Origin of the sequence: Streptomyces herbicida (assembly GCF_032656585.1) — a bacterium.
Taxonomy (GTDB): Bacteria; Actinomycetota; Actinomycetes; order Streptomycetales; family Streptomycetaceae; genus Streptomyces; species Streptomyces herbicida.
Genome location: NZ_JAUYWJ010000023.1, coordinates 21,532 through 36,261, shown reverse-complemented (window position 1 = coordinate 36,261; position 14,730 = coordinate 21,532). Strand labels below are relative to the sequence as shown.

The window sequence follows — 14,730 nt, the reverse complement described above, 5'->3', positions numbered from 1 at the left end:
CGGCCGAGGCGGGTGCGGCGCTGTCGCGCGCGGAGGCCGACGTGGTCCCGGACGTCTCCGACCACGCACTCGCAGACCGCACCCGCCCGACCGGGCCCCGCCTCACCGCGTTCCTGGACGCCCGGGCGTCACCCCACCTTCTCGATGACCGCGCGGCGGATCAGGAACTTGCCGGGCTCGCGGACCTGCTCGAAGGCCGCGTTGTTCAGCAGGACACAGCTGCCGGAGACGGAGGTGACCTTCACCGTCGTGGACTTGTTGTTGTCCAGGTTGGTGACCTTCAGCGTCGTCCCCGCCGGGAACTGGTTGCTGGAGGCCGCCGGAGCGCCGCCCTCGCCCGAGAGCGTCACGGTGGAGCCCTTGCAGACCTGCTGGCCGGCGCCCGCGGCAGCGCCACCGGCGTTGTTCCCCGCGTTCCCGGCGTTCCCCGCGTTATCGGCGGGGGCGGTCTGCGCGGGCTGTGCCGTCTGCTGACCGTTCTGCTGTCCGTTCTGCTGTCCGGCCTGCTGACCGCCCGCCGACTGGGAGCCCTGAGCCGACTCCCCAACGGCGCATCCGGCGGCCTTCTGCTGGACCTTGATCTGCGCGATGACCGCCTCGCGGTTGGCGATCCGGGCCGCCGACTGCGCGTCCGGGTTCGCCTTCTGGCCGTCGATGAACTTCTGGTTGTTGCCGAGGGCGGTGGCCAGCCCCTGGCATACGTTCGAGTCGGCGGCGGCCAGGGGCTTGGCGTTCTGCGGGCTCTGCGCCGCGTTCGACGTGGCTGCCATGGCGAAGGCCCCGCCGCCCGCCACCGCCGCTGCGCTGACCAGCAGCGCGACCTTCTTCTTCGTGCTGAGAGTTCGCCTGCGCGACATGCGCGCCTCCTGAAGAGGTAGGGGAGCGTACGCCGCTATGTACGAGATGCCGAACGGGGTTACTCAACGGTCACAGAGAAACGCTGAAGTAACCTGCGTCACACGAGAGTTGAGATTTGCTCAGCTCTTGCTCCGGGAGAGGGCGTCCTGCACGGCCTCGTCGGTGCGCCCGACGACCGCCGTACCGTCGTCCGCCGTGATGATCGGCCGCTGGATGAGCTTGGGTTGATCGGCCAGCGCCTTGATCCAGCGGTCGCGCGAGGCCTCGTCCCGCGGCCACTCGTTGAGGCCCAGTTCCTTGGCGGCCGCCTCCTGGGTGCGGGTGATGTCCCACGGTTCGAGGCCGAGGCGGTCGAGTACGCCCCTGATCTCGTCCTCGCTCGGTACGTCCTCCAGATAGCGGCGGACGGTGTACTCGGCCCCCTCGGCGTCGAGCAGGCTGATCGCGCTGCGGCACTTGGAGCAGGCCGGATTGATCCAGATTTCCATGCGGTCCACGGTACGCGAACCCGGGGAGGGGCAAGGTCGCTGTTCGATTTTCTTGGCGCCTCACAGATGCCTCTCCGGCACACTGTGCAGCACCCGAAATCACCTTTCTCACCAGGGAATTCAGGCTTGACTGTGACCTCGCCGATTGTCAGTGGGGGCCGGTAGACTGGAAGCAGTGTTCGAGGATGTCGCCGGGGTTTCCGGACGGCACCCTGACCGCGACCGGAGGATGCCTGTGCCCGCTGCCGCACTGAAGTCGAAGCCGCTGCCCACCCAGTCCACCGCGAAGCGTTCCGTCCTGCTCGACTCGCCCTACGCGCCGAGGCAGAAGAGCCCGCTGCCGGCGGGCCGTCCGCGCGAGTGGTACGTCATGCACAACCGCCGCCTCAAGGCGATGCGCCTCGCCATAGCCCTGCTCGACTCGGGCGTCCACGTCCCCGACCAGGCCCGCAACGAGACGATCCGCAGCACGGCGGAACAGATCGGCATTCACCCGCCGTCGGACACGACGTGCCACATGGTGCGGGCGTTCATGCGGTACTCGCGGTGAGCCGCGGCGCCGGGTGCCCCTGAGTTCTCGGGTGCCCGGCGCCGGTGTTTCCGCCCCCCTACGCCGACAGCTCCCGCTCCAGCGGTGTCCGGAAGCGTGGGGTCACCCTGGAGCCGTTCAGCAGGGTGCGCAGGCGCTCCGCCTGCGTCGCGATCGCCGTCTCCCCCTCCCGGCCCACGCCCTCGGCGTCCAGGATCCGCCAGACGATCTCACCGTCGGCCCGCTGGGCCCATCCCCCGACCACTCGTCCGTTCCACCACACGGTCGGCCCCACGTTCCCGCTGTAGTCGAAGAGACTCGGACGCAGCTCCGGTGCGAGGTACCAGTCCCGCTGCTGCCAGCCCATCGCCGTCGGGTCGAGCGCGGGGAGCAGCCCCGCCCAGGGCTCGGCGGGTTCCGCCACCGGTTCCGCGTCCCCCTGCGTGACGTACCCGGTGTCGCCCTCGTCCAGCGAGACCGCCTCCGCCCCGATCGCGGACAGCGCCCGGCGGACCTCCGTCACCCGCCACCCCGTCCACCACTTCAGGTCGGCCTCCGTCGCCGGACCGCACGCGGCCAGCCAGCGGCGCAGCAGCCCGGCCTGGGCCTCGGCGACGTCCAGTTCGGGGTGCGCGGGGGCCAGGGCCCAGCGGAACTGGCTGGAGGTCCACGAGCCGAGCGGGCGCCCCCGGACCACCTTGCCCTCCACGCCCAGCACGCGCAGGAGCCGGGTGGAGACCGTGTGGACGCCCTCGTAGCTCTTCCCGGCCGCGTACACGAACTGCTCCCGCAGGCGCGGTTCGTCGGCCGCCAGTTCCGTCGCCGTCGCCTGGCCGCGCCGCGCCAGCGCGGCCAGCGTCGACTCCTCGACCTCCGCCAGCCAGGCCGCGTCCGGCGCGCCGGCCTTCGCCATGTCCTTGAGGAGCGAGGCCCGTTCGCGGGCGGCCACGGTCAGTCCCGTCGACGCGTGGACCACCGCCGTGAGGTCCGTGGGGAATACGAACACCGTGTGCCGCATGCCGTGCATCCGCACCAGCGTGCGGTCCTCGTACAACGCCCGCTCGGTCTCCGGCAGCGTCTTCACCGGGTCGGCCAGCCGCGCGCCCACCGCCAGGTACACCGTGGCCGGGTCCGAGCCGTGCAGCGCCACCAGCGAGGCGGCGACCTCCTCGGGGGCGGCCGCCCGTGCCGTACCGGCCAGCCGGTGGCGCGGGGCGAGCCGGGCCCTTCGCTCCGCCGCCCCGATGTGCCGCTGTGCCCCGCCGCCCATGCCGACCTCCGTCCGTCGAGTCCGTCCACCACGCCGAGCACGTCCTGGGTGCATCTTCGCCGATGCCACTGACAGCCGGTCCCCGTCACCCGTTCTGCCTGCTGGACATGCGGGCACCCCCGGACACGGCCTTCACTTCGAATCAGAGATCGGAAGGTTCAGGAGGTGCCAGGACCAGAGGGAGGCCGTGCTCGGATGACCACCCCCGTCGACCGCGCCCAGCGCGGCAAGGCCGCCCGCAAGCGCGTCCCCCGCTCGTCCCACGCCCTCTGGCTCCCGCCCGTCGACCGGCCCGACCCGGTCGTCGTACTGCAGCGGCAGGGGCGGGACCGGCTGGCGGAGCTGCTGCCGGTCCGGTACGGGCGGATGGCGAGCTCGCCGTTCGCCTTCCTGCGCGGCGCGGCCGCCGTCATGGCCGCCGATCTCGCCTCGCAGCCCAACACCGGGCTCGGCGTGCAGCTGTGCGGCGACGCCCATCTGCTCAACTTCGGCGTGTACGCCTCCCCGGAGCGGGTGCTGCTGTTCGACCTGAACGACTTCGACGAGACCTTCCCCGGGCCCTTCGAGTGGGACGTCAAGCGGCTCGCGGCGAGTGTGGCGGTGGCCGGCCGGGAGAACGGGTTCCCCGAGCCGAAGGTGCGCGGGGCGGTCCTGGCCGCCGTGGCCGCCTACCGCAGGTCCATGCAGCGGCTCGCCGCGCTCGGCGAACTCGAGGTCTGGTACGAGCGCATCGAGGCCGACAGCGTGCTGGCGATCGCCCGCTCCGCCCGCCGCCGCAGCCGCGTCGGGGCCACGCTCACCCGCGCTCGCCGCCGCACCAGCCTGCAGGCCCTCGGCAAGCTGACGGAGACGGTCGGCGGCCAGCTGCGGATCATCCACGTCCCGCCGCTCCTCGAACCCGCCGGCGCCCCCGACATGGCCTCCCTGCGCAAGATCTTCAGCGATTACCGCTCCACCCTCGCCGAGGAGCGCCGTGTCCTCCTCGACCGCTACCGCTTCGTCGACGCCGCCCGCAAGGTCGTGGGCGTCGGCAGCGTCGGCACCCGCTGCTTCGTCGTGCTCCTCGCCGGACGAGACGACGACGACCCTCTGTTCCTGCAGATCAAGGAGGCCACCAAGTCCGTACTGGAGGACCATCTGCCCAGCGCGCCGTACGTCCATCCGGGGCACCGTGTGGTGGCGGGGCAGCGGCTGCTCCAGGCCGCCAGCGACATCTTCCTGGGCTGGATGACCGGGCCTCAGGGCCGCGCCTACTACTGGCGTCAGCTGCGCGACATGAAGGGCTCGGCCGACGTCGCCGGGATCACTCCGGCCGGGCTCGTCGAGTACGCGGGGCTGTGCGGCACCGCCCTGGCCCGCGCCCACGCCCGCTCCGGCGACCGCATCGCCATCGCCGGCTACCTGGGCACCACCGACGTCTTCGACCGCGCCGTCGCCGACTTCGCGCAGAGCTACGCCGACCAGACCGTCGCCGACCACGCGGCCCTCGGCGCCGCCATCGCGGCGGGCGTGGTGCAGGCGGCGCCGGGGGTCTGAGCGCGGGCGGGTCGGGCGTGACGCTCCAGCAGACCGGCCACATACGCCTCCCGTCGTCCGCCCAGCACCGTCGGCGTCGGATCGGTACGGCCCAGCTCGCGCCAGGGCCCGGCGAGCTTCGCCGTGTCGGGGGAGTGGGCCAGGGCGTCCAGCGGCCGCCGGTAGAGGTGCTCAGGTCCGTCGGCGAGCGGGCGGCCGCCGTGCGCTCGCCCGCGGGCACCCGCGTGTCGATCACCGACACGGCCTGCTCGAACCGCCGCCGCAAGCTCAACTCCCGCAGTTCCCCGCCGCTTTCGCCGTGCCCCGAGAAGTCGAAGGCGAGCCCCCGGCAGTCGCGGGCGGCGAACTCCGCGAGCAGCGGCCGCAGTCGCTCCTCCTGCCCCGCCCGGCACCGTGCAGGACCGGCTCGGTCATGACGCCCGTTCACTCACGGAAATCCGGATGCACTCCGAGTGACCGCATCCCTACGCTGGATTCACACCGACCACCCTTCCACGCCAACGGAGGACCGTCATGGGCACCATCGTCCTGTCCGGGACCACCGTCCTGGTGATCCTGGGATTCGGAAACCACATGTGGTGGCTCGCCGCCGTCGCCGTGCTCTTCCTGTACGTGCAGTACGGGCGGGGCGCGACCCCGACCGCCGGGGGAGATTCGGCGGGTGCGCCCGCCAGCTACCAGGCGTACCGCGAGCGCCGTGACCGTCAGGCCAAGTGGGAGCGCCGCTACCGTCGCGAACGCCCCTACGAGGCCCGGCGTCAGGAGCGCGAGAAGAGCAGGTGAGCGCCGCGGGAGCCCTCGGTCACAGGCCGGGGGCTCCCCACACCGGGAACCAGCGGCTCAGGTCCTGCTCGATCCGCAGATCGTTCACGAGGGCCGCCTTCACCTGGAGTTCCAGTGCGTTGTCGCGCCGCTGTGTCCCGCCGGGCAGCGGCGCGAAGGGGTAGAACGTGCCCCGCTTGTACAGATAGACGAGGGCCAGGCTGCGGCCGGAGTCGTCCCGGAACCCGGCCAGCGAGCACAGCAGCTGCGGCCCGAAGCCGTTGACCTCCATCGAACTGTTCACCGCATGCAGATCGTTGACCAGCTGCGGGAGCTGGTCGGGTGTGCGCCGCGAGACCAGCCAGGAGTAGCCGTAGTCGTCCTGCCGCAGTTCCACCGGGGGCCCGCTGCGGTCCGCGTCCGCATCGAGGAGCGCCTGGACCTCCCGGTGGGTCTGCTCGAAGGCCCCGCCCTCCACCGTGGCGAAACACACCGCGCCGCCTCCGGTGGGGGTGAACCCGGCCGCTGCCTGGAGCGTGATGGCCGCCGAGGGCAGCGCGAACAGCTGGTCGAGGTCGGGTGCGACGGGCTTCGTACGGCCCAGGAGGATGTCCAGCAGCCCCATGCTCAGCCCGCCTTCCCGGGCGTCGCCGCCTCACCCAGTTCGGCGGAGATCCGCCCCAGTTGCTCCAGCCGCTGTTCCAGGCTGGGGTGGGTCGAGAAGAGTCGTGCCAGACCGGGCTCCGCGCCCAGTGCCGGGGTGAAGAAGAAGGCGTTGAAGGCCTGGGCCGTGCGCAGGTCCTCGGTCGGGATGCGGGCGATGTCGCCGGAGACCTTGGTGAGCGCGGCGGCCAGCGCCGAGGGACGCCCGGTGAGATGGGCGGCCGCCCGGTCGGCCGCCAGCTCCCGGTACCGGGACAGGGCCCGGATCAGCAGGAAGCTGATCGCGTACACGGCTGCGGAGATGCCCATCACGATCCCGAAGACCGCGATGGTGTTCTGGTCCTTGCGGCCGCGGAAGAGCGACGAGTAGAAGGCGAACCGGACGATCAGGCCCGCCAGTACGCCCAGGAAGGAGGCGACCGTGATCACGGCGACGTCCTTGTGCGCCACGTGCGACAGCTCGTGCGCCAGCACGCCCTCCAGCTCGGCGGGCTCCAGCCGGCGCAGCAGACCCGTCGTCACACAGACCACGGCATGGTCCGGGTTCCGTCCGGTCGCGAAGGCGTTCGGCAGATCCATGCCCGACACGGCGACCACCGGCTTGGGCATGTCCGCCTGGGCGCACAGCCGGTCGATCACCCCGTGCAGCTCGGGGTACTCCTCGCGTTCCACGACCCGGCCGTGCATCGCGTACAGCGCGACCCGGTCGGAGAACCAGTACTGCGCGACGAGCAGCCCCGCCGCGACCACCACGACCAGCACCCAGGACTTCAGCAGCACGATCAACGCGGCGACGAACCCCACGTACAACAACCCGAGCAGGAACAGCGTGACCCCCATGCGCGCGGTCAACCGCCGATCGCTCCGGAAGCGGCTCTGCATCTTGCATCACCCCGCAGTCAGGCACTCGTCCCGCTGTCCAGTGTGCACCTGCCGACTGCCATGAAGAGGTCCGGATCGGTCCTGGGACCGGCAAAGATTCCCGGTGGGCGCGGGTGTGCGCCGGGCGGCCGGATCAGCCGCAGGCCAGGCCGTCGTCCCGCTGCGCGACCTTGTGCAGCGCCTCGGCGACGACCTGGGCGTCCTCGTCGGTCAGGTGCGCCGAGAAGTGGCGGCGGATGCTGCGCAGGTACACCGGCGCGGTGGCGCGCAGCGCGGCGGCGCCCTCGTCGGTGATCGCCGCCCAGGACACCCGGCGGTCGTGCGGATCGGGCATCTTGCGCACCAGCCCGGCGCGCACCATGTCGTCGACCAGGCGGCTGACCCGGGTGCGGCTGAGCACGACGCGGCCCGCGACCTCCTGCATGCGCAGGCCCTCCTCGCCGGCCGCCTTGAGCTCGAGCAGTACGTCGTACCACGTGAGGGGGACGCGGCCGTCGCGCTGGACGTCGCTCTCGATCGCGCGCAGGGCGGCGTTGTGGGCGAGCAGCATCGCCCGCCATGCCTCTAGTCCGTAGTCCCGGTCAGCCATCGGGTGATTCTACCCGCCATTGCGTGCGTGCGCACACACTGGTTATGGTGTGTGCGCACGCACGGAAATTGCGCCGGAGGTCCGGCCGCGTGGGTGCGCACGGAGCGCGAGTCTTCATCGGAGGTGCCACATGGTGCAGAACCTGACCCGTGACGAGGTCAAGCAGAAGATCGACGCCGGCACGGTGACGGTCCTGGAGGCCCTGCCGGAGTCGTACTACAAGGAGGCCCATCTGCCGGGCGCCCGCAATCTGCCGCTCGACGAGGTGGACACCCTCGCGCCGGAGCTGCTGCCCGACAAGCGGGCCGAGGTGATCGTCTACTGCACGGGCACCACCTGCCCGAACTCGGGGATCGCCGCCAAGCGGCTGGCGGAGCTCGGCTACGAGCGGGTCTACACGTACAAGGACGGCAAGGAGGACTGGATCGGCGCAGGGCTGCCGACCGAGTCCGCCTGACACCGAGCCGGCCAGTGATGAGGAAGTCGGAAGAAGGAAGAGGGTACGACCGATGACCGAAAGCGCAACGACGCCGACCCGGCTGGTCGAGGGTGTGGAACTCCCGGCGGCCGGTGCCTGGAAGGTCGACCCGGGGCACGCCGAAGTCGGCTTCATGGGACGCCACTTCATGCTGACCAAGGTGCGCGGCCGGTTCACCGGCGTGGACGCCACCGTCCACATCGGCGAGCGGCCCGAGGACAGCAGGGTGACCGCGGTGATCGACATGACCAGCGTCGAGAGCGGGGACCGGACCCGCGACGACCATCTGCGGTCGGGTGACTTCTTCGACGTGGAGAAGCATCCACTGGCCGTCTTCGACTCCACCTCGGTGACCTGGACCGGCAAGAGCGGCACGCTCGACGGGAATCTGACGATCAAGGGAGTGACCCACGCGGTCTCGCTCGACGTCGACTACCTGGGCTACGCCCGCGACCCCTGGGGCGGCGACCGGACGGTGTTCTCCGCCCGCGGGAAGATCAACCGGGAGGACTGGGGACTGACCTGGAACATGGCCCTGGAGACCGGCGGCATCCTCGTCTCCAAGGAGATCGAGCTCTCGCTGGAGATCGAGGCGGTGCGGGAGGCCTGAGTCCCCGGCCGCACGGAGGGTGATCGATTCCCGCCCTCCACATGGCTGATTGTCATGCCCTGGGGCGGCCCGGGTACCTGACCCGGGCCGCCCTTCGCCATGCGGGTCCGGCATCGTGCCGGGCCCGCCGTCAGGCATGCCCTCAGAACCCCAACTGTCGCTCTGACCTGGGAACTTGACAGGTTTCGGAGCGCTGAACGTACAGTCGGCTCCTGTTGCCGGACGAGGCAGTGACGGGCAGGGGAAGAGAAGTCCACAACTGGCCGGTTTCACTTGTCCGTTCGAGAACGGCTGTGTAATCGTACGGATGCGGACCGGAGTCCGCGGACGGGGGACGGACGGGGGACCCATGGCAGGGATCAGAGATTCCGTGCACGTCGATCGGGGCTTCTCGGCCGGGAAGCCGGCACCTTTCACCCACTGAGAGGCCGCCCCCCGAGCCGCCGGGCGCGCCGTACCGGGCAGTCGCCACCACCCCGCACCACTACCGCCACCGCTGTCGCGCGGCACGGGCACGTATGTCCGCGGCCGGTGAGGTCATCGCCGCTCGGACCTGGACGACCGGGCCGAAGCGGTGCAGCACGTCTGTCTCCACAAGGTTGTTCCCGCACATGACCCGGAGGAAGCGTGAACTCGCACAGCACCCTGGTCGGTTCCGACAACCGGCAGTTCACCGATCTGACCCAGCACGAGATCCAGGCCCTGCGCACCCGCTTCAACCTGGCCGACGCCCACACCCACCAGCGCCAGTCCGCCACCCAGCAGGACATCGTCTCCCGGCTGCCCGAGCTGTGGTACGAGGCGGAGAACGGGCTGCAGGCCACCTACGAACAGCGGTTCATCGAGTCGTTCTTCCGCCTCCACGGCCAGCGGGCCGCGCTGGAGCGGAAGAAGACGATGCTCTCCTACGCCGCGTCCATCTCCACCATGGTCGCCGGCATGTACCTCAGGCAGCAGCGGATGTCGGTGACGCTCGTCGAGCCCTGCTTCGACAACCTCTACGACGTCCTCGACAACATGGGCGTGCCGCTCTACCCGATCGACGAGGCCGCACTGCACGACCCCGACCGGATATACGCCGAGCTCAAGCGCCGTGTGCGCACCGACGCGCTGTTCCTGGTCGACCCCAACAACCCCACGGGCTTCACGCTGCTGCAGTACGGGCGCCGGGGCTTCGAGGAGGTCGTCCGGTTCTGCAAGGACCACAACAAGCTGCTGATCTTCGACTTCTGCTTCGCCTCCTTCACCCTGTTCGGCTCCGAGCTCGAGCGGTTCGACGTCTACGAGCTGCTGGAGAGGTCCAGGGTGTCCTACCTGGCCATCGAGGACACCGGCAAGACCTGGCCGGTGCAGGACGCCAAGGCGGCCATGATCACGCCCAGCGACGACATCCACGAGGACGTCTACAACCTGCACACCAGCGTCCTGCTCAACGTCTCGCCGTTCGTCCTCAACATGCTCACGCAGTACGTCGAGGACTCCCGCGCCGACCAGCTCGCCTCGGTGCGCGAGGTGCTCGGCGTCAACCGGGACGCCATCGGCAAGGCCCTCGACGGCACCGTCCTCGAACTCCAGGACCCGATCGCCGAGGTCAGCGTCGCCTGGGCCCGCATCAACCATCCCGAGCTGACCGCCACCGAGCTGCAGCGCGTCCTGGGCGCCGCCGAGGTCTATGTGCTGCCCGGCCGCTATTTCTTCTGGAGCCAGCCCGACAAGGGCGAGTCCTATCTGCGCTTCGCCCTGGCCCGTGAACCGCGCACGTTCGCCGACGCGATGGGGCGGATGCGCGAGGCGCTCGACCGCCATGCCGGCTGAGCCGCCCGCCGGCGGGCACGCCGGGTCCGCGGACGACTACGCCGACGCCGCCCTGTTCCTCGGCATGAACAGCGCCGACGAGACCCTGCGGATCGCCTGCAAGGCGTTCTTCGCCGCCCGCCTGGACCGGACGCTGGTGATGAGCCTGGAGCAGGTCGGCCGCTGCGACGACGTCATCTGGGGCTACGGCCGTGAACTCCAGGACGCCTACTACCCGTTCATGGACAACCTGCACACCCTGATGGACATCCGCCGCCTCGGCTACGACGAGGCCGACCTGCGGTGGGCGCTGGACGGCGACGGGATTTCGGAGCGGCTCCCGGCACACGAACGGCTGCTGCTCGGCATGGTCCGCAACCGCAAGGGGCTGCTGCACAGCGCGAGCCCCCGGCTGCCGCACCGCACGGGGCTTCCGGTGCGGGCGCCCGCACCGGTCGACGGGCCGGAACCCGTCTTCCCCGAACCGCTCGAAGCGCTCTACCGCCAGTCACTCGTGCTGCGCGTCCCGGCCGGTGTCCTGTGAGCGTCGGCCCGTCCCGGGCCCCGTCGCCGGGGCCCGGCGAAACGTCGAGAGGAGGCCGCACGGGGATCGGGGGACTGACGGTCGCGCTGGTCACCCCCGTCACGGACACGGGGGATGTGTCCGAGGACGGGGTGGCCCGGCTGGTCGCGACGCTGCGGCCGCACGCCGACGCCCTGCTTCCGGCGCTCAGCACCGGGGAGGGCGCCCGGCTGACGGACCGCCGGTGGCGGGCGATGGTCGGGGCGACCGTCCGGCACGCCGACGGGCTGCCGGTGTTCGCGGGCATTCTGCGGCCCACCACGGCCGAGGTCGCCGCCCGCGCCCGCGTCGCCGAGGAGCTCGGCGCCGCCGCGGTCGTGGCGACCACGCCGTACGGGCGCGGTGTGCGCCAGGAGGACATGGTCCGCCACTTCGCGGACCTCACCCGGGCCACCGGTCTGCCCGTGATCGTCTACCACGAGTCCTGGGTCTCGGGAAACGCACTCGACCGGGACACCCTGCTGCGGATCTGCGCGCTGCCCGGCATCGCCGCGGTCAAGGACTCGGCGGGCGACCCCCGCGCCACCCGGGAGCTGATCGCGGCCGGCCCCGGCGTGCCCGTCCTCCAGGGGCTGGAGCACCTGCTCCTGGAGTGCGGGCCGCTGGGCGGCTGCGTCGTCGCCCTCGGCAACGTCGAACCCGAGCTGTGCCGTTCCCTGCTCACCGGGCCGTCCGCCGCGGACGCCGCCCGGCTGACCGAGGCATGCGCCCGCCACGGCCTCGACCGGGACGACTGGTACCTGACCCTCAAGACCGAACTGCACCGACGCGGAGTCCTGGAAACCGCCCGGGAGGTCCCGGAGCCCATGGACAAGGAGGTCCCGCGGTGAACGTCACCGCACACCCCACCGACAGCCCGCACAAGCGGCTGTTCCTGCTCAACCGCGCCCGGCCCACCGCCGGGACGGTCGCGCGGATCGAGGAGCTCGAGGCGCAGTGGATCGGCCCGCTGCTGGCCCGTCTCACCGAGGGCACCGAACCCCTCGCCGCGCGCGCCGAATGGCTCACCCGGCTGGACGGGCTGCTGGCGCGCGAGCGCGCGGGCAGCCCGGCCGGCAGCTATCTCGCGGAGAAGGCCACCCGCGAGGAATTCACCCACGTCGTCCGGGAGTTCGCGCTCGACGGACTCACCGAGGCGCAGAACTTCTTCCCCGCGATACCCCGGCTTCCGCTGCGCGCCCAGATGGCCGTGATGCGCGTGCTCATCGACGAGTTCGGCTGCGGCAACCAGCGCCAGGCCCACTCCCAGCTCTATCTCGACCTGCTCGCCGAACTCGGCCTGCCCCAGGACCTGGAGAGCTTCCTCGACACCACCGGCGACCGGACCTACCAGTTCCTCAACGTCTTCTACTGGCTCACCCAGCGCGCCGAGGACATCGCCTACTTCCTCGGCGCCCTCGCCTATCTGGAGGCCAGCATCCCCGACGCCTTCACCGTCCAGGCCCGCGCCTGCGAACGCCTCGGCATCGCGAGCGGCCGCTACTACACCGAGCATCTGCACATCGACACCTTCCACATGAGGGAGATGCAGCTGGCCATCAAGGAGTGCGAAGCGGCCGGCGGCATCGATCCCACCCGGCTGTGGATCGGCGCCCTGCTGCTGTCCGAGCTGATCGGCGGCGCCTTCGACGCGGCCGTGACCCGGGCCCGGGAGGCGGCATGAGCGACCCGGTGCTCGAAGAACTCCCCGGCGACCGGGTCCTGGTCCGGGCCGCCGGCCGCGAGTTCGAGATCGACGCGGCGTGCCCGCACCGGCTGGGCCGCCTGGTCCACGGCCACCTCAACCCGCGCACCCTGCGCATCACCTGTCCGCTGCACCGCAGCAGCTTCGACCTGGCCACCGGCTGTCCGGTGACCGGCCCCGCCGAGAGGTCGCTCACCGTCCACCGGGGCGGTGTCCTCGGCCGGCGCTACCGGCCCGAGCAGGTGTGGCTGCCGGCCTCCGAGCGGCTCCTCGACTGGGACGACGGCTTCCACGACCTGATGCTCGGCGACCGGCTGCGCATGACGGCATACCGCACCGCGATCACCGAGGCGGTACGCCCCGGGGCGACCGTGCTCGACCTGGGCACCGGCACCGGCATCCTGGCCCGGTGGGCGCTGGAGGCCGGCGCGGCCCGGGTCTACGGCATCGACCTCAACGAGAAGATCCTCGCCACCGCGGCCGAGCGGCTCGCCGCCGCCGGATTCGGCGACCGCTTCCATCCGCTGCCCGGCATCTCCTTCGACCTGGACCTGCCCGAACCCGTCGACCTCGTCATCTCCGAGATCATGGGCAATCTCGCCGACAACGAGAACTGCGCCGCCATCCTCGACGACGCCCGCCGGCGCTTCCTGCGTCCCGGCGGGGCCATGCTGCCGCGCGCGGTCGAGAGCTATCTCGTCCCGGTGGCCGCCGAGCGGGCCCATGCCCAGCTGCGCGACGGCGCACCCCAGGACGCCGGCAACCGTGCGGGCTTCGCCGAGCTGCTGCGCCGCCGCGGCGCCCGCAACCCGTTCGACCTCTACTACGACACGGTCGTCCCGGCCGCCGCCCGGCTTGCCGCACCCCGGCTGCTGCGCCGCTACGACTTCCGGGACGGCGCCGGGCACCCGGCCGAGTACAGCGTGCCGCTCGTCCACACCGTCCAGCGCGACGGCATGTTCACCGGCTTCCAGGGCTACTTCGTCGCCGACCTGTCGGACACCGTCGCCCTGGACATCTCCGGCGACGACATCGGCACGGACGACCCGGGGGCCCGGACGACCTCCGACAGCTGGAAGCACGCCTACCTGCCGGTCGCCGAGCCGGTCGCGGTACGGCGCGGCGACCGTATCGCCGTCACCTTCAGCCGGGGCGTACCGACGGGGGAGGAGTCCTTCGGGCAGGTCTACCGGTGGCGGGGCGGTGTGGTCTCCGGCGAGACGACCATCGCCCGCTTCGACCAGCGCACCCGGCCCGAGGAGACCCCGTGAGTGACGACCCGCGGCTGCCCGCGACCCCCGGCACCATCGCCGTCCACACCGACCTGAACTGCTCGTTCGCCCATGTCGCGGTGCACCGGCTGCACGAGACCCGGCACCGGCTGGGCCTGGCGGGACGCATCCGGTTCGACTTCCGGGCCTTCCCGCTGGAGCTGTTCAACCGCGAGGTCAACGCCCGGCCGGGCGTCGACTCCGAGATCTCCGTGCTCGGCGCGCTGGAACCGGACGCCGGCTGGCGCCTGTGGCAGGGCCCCGACTGGGCGTATCCGGTCACCATGCTCCCCGCGCACGAGGCGGTGCAGGCGGCCAAGGCGCAGGGCTGGGAGGCGAGCGAACGCCTCGACCGCGCGCTGCGCCGCGCCTTCTGGGCCGAGGGCCGGTGCATCTCGCTGCGCCACGTCATCCTCGGCATCGCCGAGGAGACGGGCGCGGTCGACGTCGGCCGGCTCGCCGGGGCCCTGGACACCGGGTCGTCCCGTGCGGCCGTGATGGCCCAGTACGACGCGGCCCGCGACGACCGCGTCAACTGCAGCCCGCACATCTTCCTGCACGACGGCACCAACAGCGCGAACCCCGGAATCGAGGCCCACTGGCTGGGCGGCGAATTCGGGGTCGGCTACCCGGTGATCGACAAGGACCGCCCCGAGATCTACGAGGAACTCCTCACCCACGCGGCGTCCCTGCTGCCGGCGACGTGACAGAGAGTGCCGGATGGTGCGGATCC

The 14,730-nt window shown here is 71.4% G+C and carries 17 protein-coding genes; 11 read left to right on the top strand and 6 right to left on the bottom strand.

The features are described from left to right. Positions 1-128: 128 nt before the first annotated feature. Both Q8A52_RS37305 and Q8A52_RS37300 read right to left on the bottom strand, forming a co-directional pair. Positions 129-857: an RlpA-like double-psi beta-barrel domain-containing protein gene (locus tag Q8A52_RS37305; RefSeq protein WP_316759894.1), complete on the bottom strand. Its 729-nt coding sequence runs from the start codon at positions 855-857 to the stop codon at positions 129-131. 120 nt (positions 858-977) lie between these two features. Beyond that, complete coding sequence (locus Q8A52_RS37300; RefSeq protein ID WP_316759892.1) at positions 978-1,346, bottom strand: arsenate reductase family protein; 369 nt, start codon at positions 1,344-1,346, stop codon at positions 978-980. A 235-nt stretch (positions 1,347-1,581) separates the two neighbouring features. On the opposite strand from Q8A52_RS37300, the gene Q8A52_RS37295 reads away from it, so the two are divergent. Beyond that, on the top strand, positions 1,582-1,896 hold the full coding sequence (locus tag Q8A52_RS37295) for a hypothetical protein (protein ID WP_316759890.1): 315 nt from the start codon (positions 1,582-1,584) through the stop codon (positions 1,894-1,896). Between the two features lie 58 nt (positions 1,897-1,954). Here Q8A52_RS37295 and Q8A52_RS37290 read toward each other — a convergent pair whose 3' ends face one another. Then, the gene (locus tag Q8A52_RS37290) at positions 1,955-3,145 is read right to left on the bottom strand and encodes a winged helix DNA-binding domain-containing protein (RefSeq protein WP_316759887.1); all 1,191 of its coding nucleotides are present in this window, start codon (positions 3,143-3,145) and stop codon (positions 1,955-1,957) included. Between the two features lie 195 nt (positions 3,146-3,340). Between Q8A52_RS37290 and Q8A52_RS37285 the strand changes: the two genes are divergently transcribed. Both Q8A52_RS37285 and Q8A52_RS37280 read left to right on the top strand, forming a co-directional pair. Continuing rightward, the gene (locus Q8A52_RS37285) at positions 3,341-4,681 is read left to right on the top strand and encodes a DUF2252 domain-containing protein (RefSeq protein ID WP_316759884.1); all 1,341 of its coding nucleotides are present in this window, start codon (positions 3,341-3,343) and stop codon (positions 4,679-4,681) included. 513 nt (positions 4,682-5,194) lie between these two features. Next, positions 5,195-5,464: a hypothetical protein gene (locus tag Q8A52_RS37280; RefSeq protein WP_316759882.1), complete on the top strand. Its 270-nt coding sequence runs from the start codon at positions 5,195-5,197 to the stop codon at positions 5,462-5,464. Between the two features lie 19 nt (positions 5,465-5,483). Here the strand turns inward: Q8A52_RS37280 and pspAB are convergent, their stop codons facing one another. The 3 genes from pspAB to Q8A52_RS37265 all read right to left on the bottom strand — a co-directional run bounded on the left by pspAB (position 5,484) and on the right by Q8A52_RS37265 (position 7,577). Further along, positions 5,484-6,068 carry a PspA-associated protein PspAB gene (pspAB, locus tag Q8A52_RS37275; protein ID WP_316759880.1) on the bottom strand — a complete coding sequence of 195 codons (585 nt, stop codon included), beginning with the start codon at positions 6,066-6,068 and terminating at the stop codon, positions 5,484-5,486. 2 nt (positions 6,069-6,070) lie between these two features. Beyond that, complete coding sequence (gene htpX / locus Q8A52_RS37270; protein ID WP_316759878.1) at positions 6,071-6,988, bottom strand: zinc metalloprotease HtpX; 918 nt, start codon at positions 6,986-6,988, stop codon at positions 6,071-6,073. Positions 6,989-7,121: 133 nt separating this feature from the next. After that, on the bottom strand, positions 7,122-7,577 hold the full coding sequence (locus Q8A52_RS37265; protein WP_316759875.1) for a MarR family winged helix-turn-helix transcriptional regulator: 456 nt from the start codon (positions 7,575-7,577) through the stop codon (positions 7,122-7,124). Between the two features lie 130 nt (positions 7,578-7,707). Here Q8A52_RS37265 and Q8A52_RS37260 point away from each other — a divergent pair, with 130 nt between their 5' ends. The 8 genes from Q8A52_RS37260 to Q8A52_RS37225 all read left to right on the top strand — a co-directional run bounded on the left by Q8A52_RS37260 (position 7,708) and on the right by Q8A52_RS37225 (position 14,704). Beyond that, entirely contained in the window at positions 7,708-8,034 is a 327-nt protein-coding gene (locus Q8A52_RS37260; RefSeq protein ID WP_316759872.1) for a rhodanese-like domain-containing protein, read from the top strand. Between the two features lie 52 nt (positions 8,035-8,086). Further along, positions 8,087-8,665, top strand: coding sequence for a YceI family protein (locus Q8A52_RS37255; protein ID WP_316759869.1), 579 nt, complete (start codon positions 8,087-8,089; stop codon positions 8,663-8,665). A 627-nt stretch (positions 8,666-9,292) separates the two neighbouring features. Next, complete coding sequence (locus tag Q8A52_RS37250; protein ID WP_316759866.1) at positions 9,293-10,480, top strand: aminotransferase class I/II-fold pyridoxal phosphate-dependent enzyme; 1,188 nt, start codon at positions 9,293-9,295, stop codon at positions 10,478-10,480. Continuing rightward, a complete protein-coding gene (locus Q8A52_RS37245) occupies positions 10,470-11,003 on the top strand; it encodes a DUF6190 family protein (protein WP_316759863.1) in 534 nt (177 codons plus the stop codon). The genes Q8A52_RS37250 and Q8A52_RS37245 overlap by 11 nt, the downstream gene beginning before the upstream one ends. Positions 11,004-11,119: 116 nt before the next feature. Continuing rightward, the gene (locus Q8A52_RS37240; protein WP_408649319.1) at positions 11,120-11,872 is read left to right on the top strand and encodes a dihydrodipicolinate synthase family protein; all 753 of its coding nucleotides are present in this window, start codon (positions 11,120-11,122) and stop codon (positions 11,870-11,872) included. Continuing rightward, positions 11,869-12,705 carry an iron-containing redox enzyme family protein gene (locus Q8A52_RS37235; protein WP_316759860.1) on the top strand — a complete coding sequence of 279 codons (837 nt, stop codon included), beginning with the start codon at positions 11,869-11,871 and terminating at the stop codon, positions 12,703-12,705. Before Q8A52_RS37240 ends, Q8A52_RS37235 begins: the two co-directional genes overlap by 4 nt. Then, a complete protein-coding gene (locus tag Q8A52_RS37230; RefSeq protein WP_316759858.1) occupies positions 12,702-13,997 on the top strand; it encodes a methyltransferase domain-containing protein in 1,296 nt (431 codons plus the stop codon). The genes Q8A52_RS37235 and Q8A52_RS37230 overlap by 4 nt, the downstream gene beginning before the upstream one ends. Next, on the top strand, positions 13,994-14,704 hold the full coding sequence (locus tag Q8A52_RS37225; RefSeq protein ID WP_316759855.1) for a DsbA family oxidoreductase: 711 nt from the start codon (positions 13,994-13,996) through the stop codon (positions 14,702-14,704). Before Q8A52_RS37230 ends, Q8A52_RS37225 begins: the two co-directional genes overlap by 4 nt. Positions 14,705-14,730 lie beyond the last annotated feature (26 nt).

What these genes read in the sequence shown, in the direction of transcription:
- Q8A52_RS37305 (WP_316759894.1), bottom strand. Translation starts at nt 857, where the DNA reads ATGTCGCGCAGGCGAACTCTCAGCACGAAGAAGAAGGTCGCGCTGCTG.
- Q8A52_RS37300 (WP_316759892.1), bottom strand. Translation starts at nt 1,346, where the DNA reads ATGGAAATCTGGATCAATCCGGCCTGCTCCAAGTGCCGCAGCGCGATC.
- Q8A52_RS37290 (WP_316759887.1), bottom strand. Translation starts at nt 3,145, where the DNA reads ATGGGCGGCGGGGCACAGCGGCACATCGGGGCGGCGGAGCGAAGGGCC.
- Q8A52_RS37285 (WP_316759884.1), top strand. Translation starts at nt 3,341, where the DNA reads ATGACCACCCCCGTCGACCGCGCCCAGCGCGGCAAGGCCGCCCGCAAG.
- Q8A52_RS37280 (WP_316759882.1), top strand. Translation starts at nt 5,195, where the DNA reads ATGGGCACCATCGTCCTGTCCGGGACCACCGTCCTGGTGATCCTGGGA.
- pspAB (WP_316759880.1), bottom strand. Translation starts at nt 6,068, where the DNA reads ATGGGGCTGCTGGACATCCTCCTGGGCCGTACGAAGCCCGTCGCACCC.
- htpX (WP_316759878.1), bottom strand. Translation starts at nt 6,988, where the DNA reads ATGCAGAGCCGCTTCCGGAGCGATCGGCGGTTGACCGCGCGCATGGGG.
- Q8A52_RS37265 (WP_316759875.1), bottom strand. Translation starts at nt 7,577, where the DNA reads ATGGCTGACCGGGACTACGGACTAGAGGCATGGCGGGCGATGCTGCTC.
- Q8A52_RS37260 (WP_316759872.1), top strand. Translation starts at nt 7,708, where the DNA reads ATGGTGCAGAACCTGACCCGTGACGAGGTCAAGCAGAAGATCGACGCC.
- Q8A52_RS37255 (WP_316759869.1), top strand. Translation starts at nt 8,087, where the DNA reads ATGACCGAAAGCGCAACGACGCCGACCCGGCTGGTCGAGGGTGTGGAA.
- Q8A52_RS37245 (WP_316759863.1), top strand. Translation starts at nt 10,470, where the DNA reads ATGCCGGCTGAGCCGCCCGCCGGCGGGCACGCCGGGTCCGCGGACGAC.
- Q8A52_RS37230 (WP_316759858.1), top strand. Translation starts at nt 12,702, where the DNA reads ATGAGCGACCCGGTGCTCGAAGAACTCCCCGGCGACCGGGTCCTGGTC.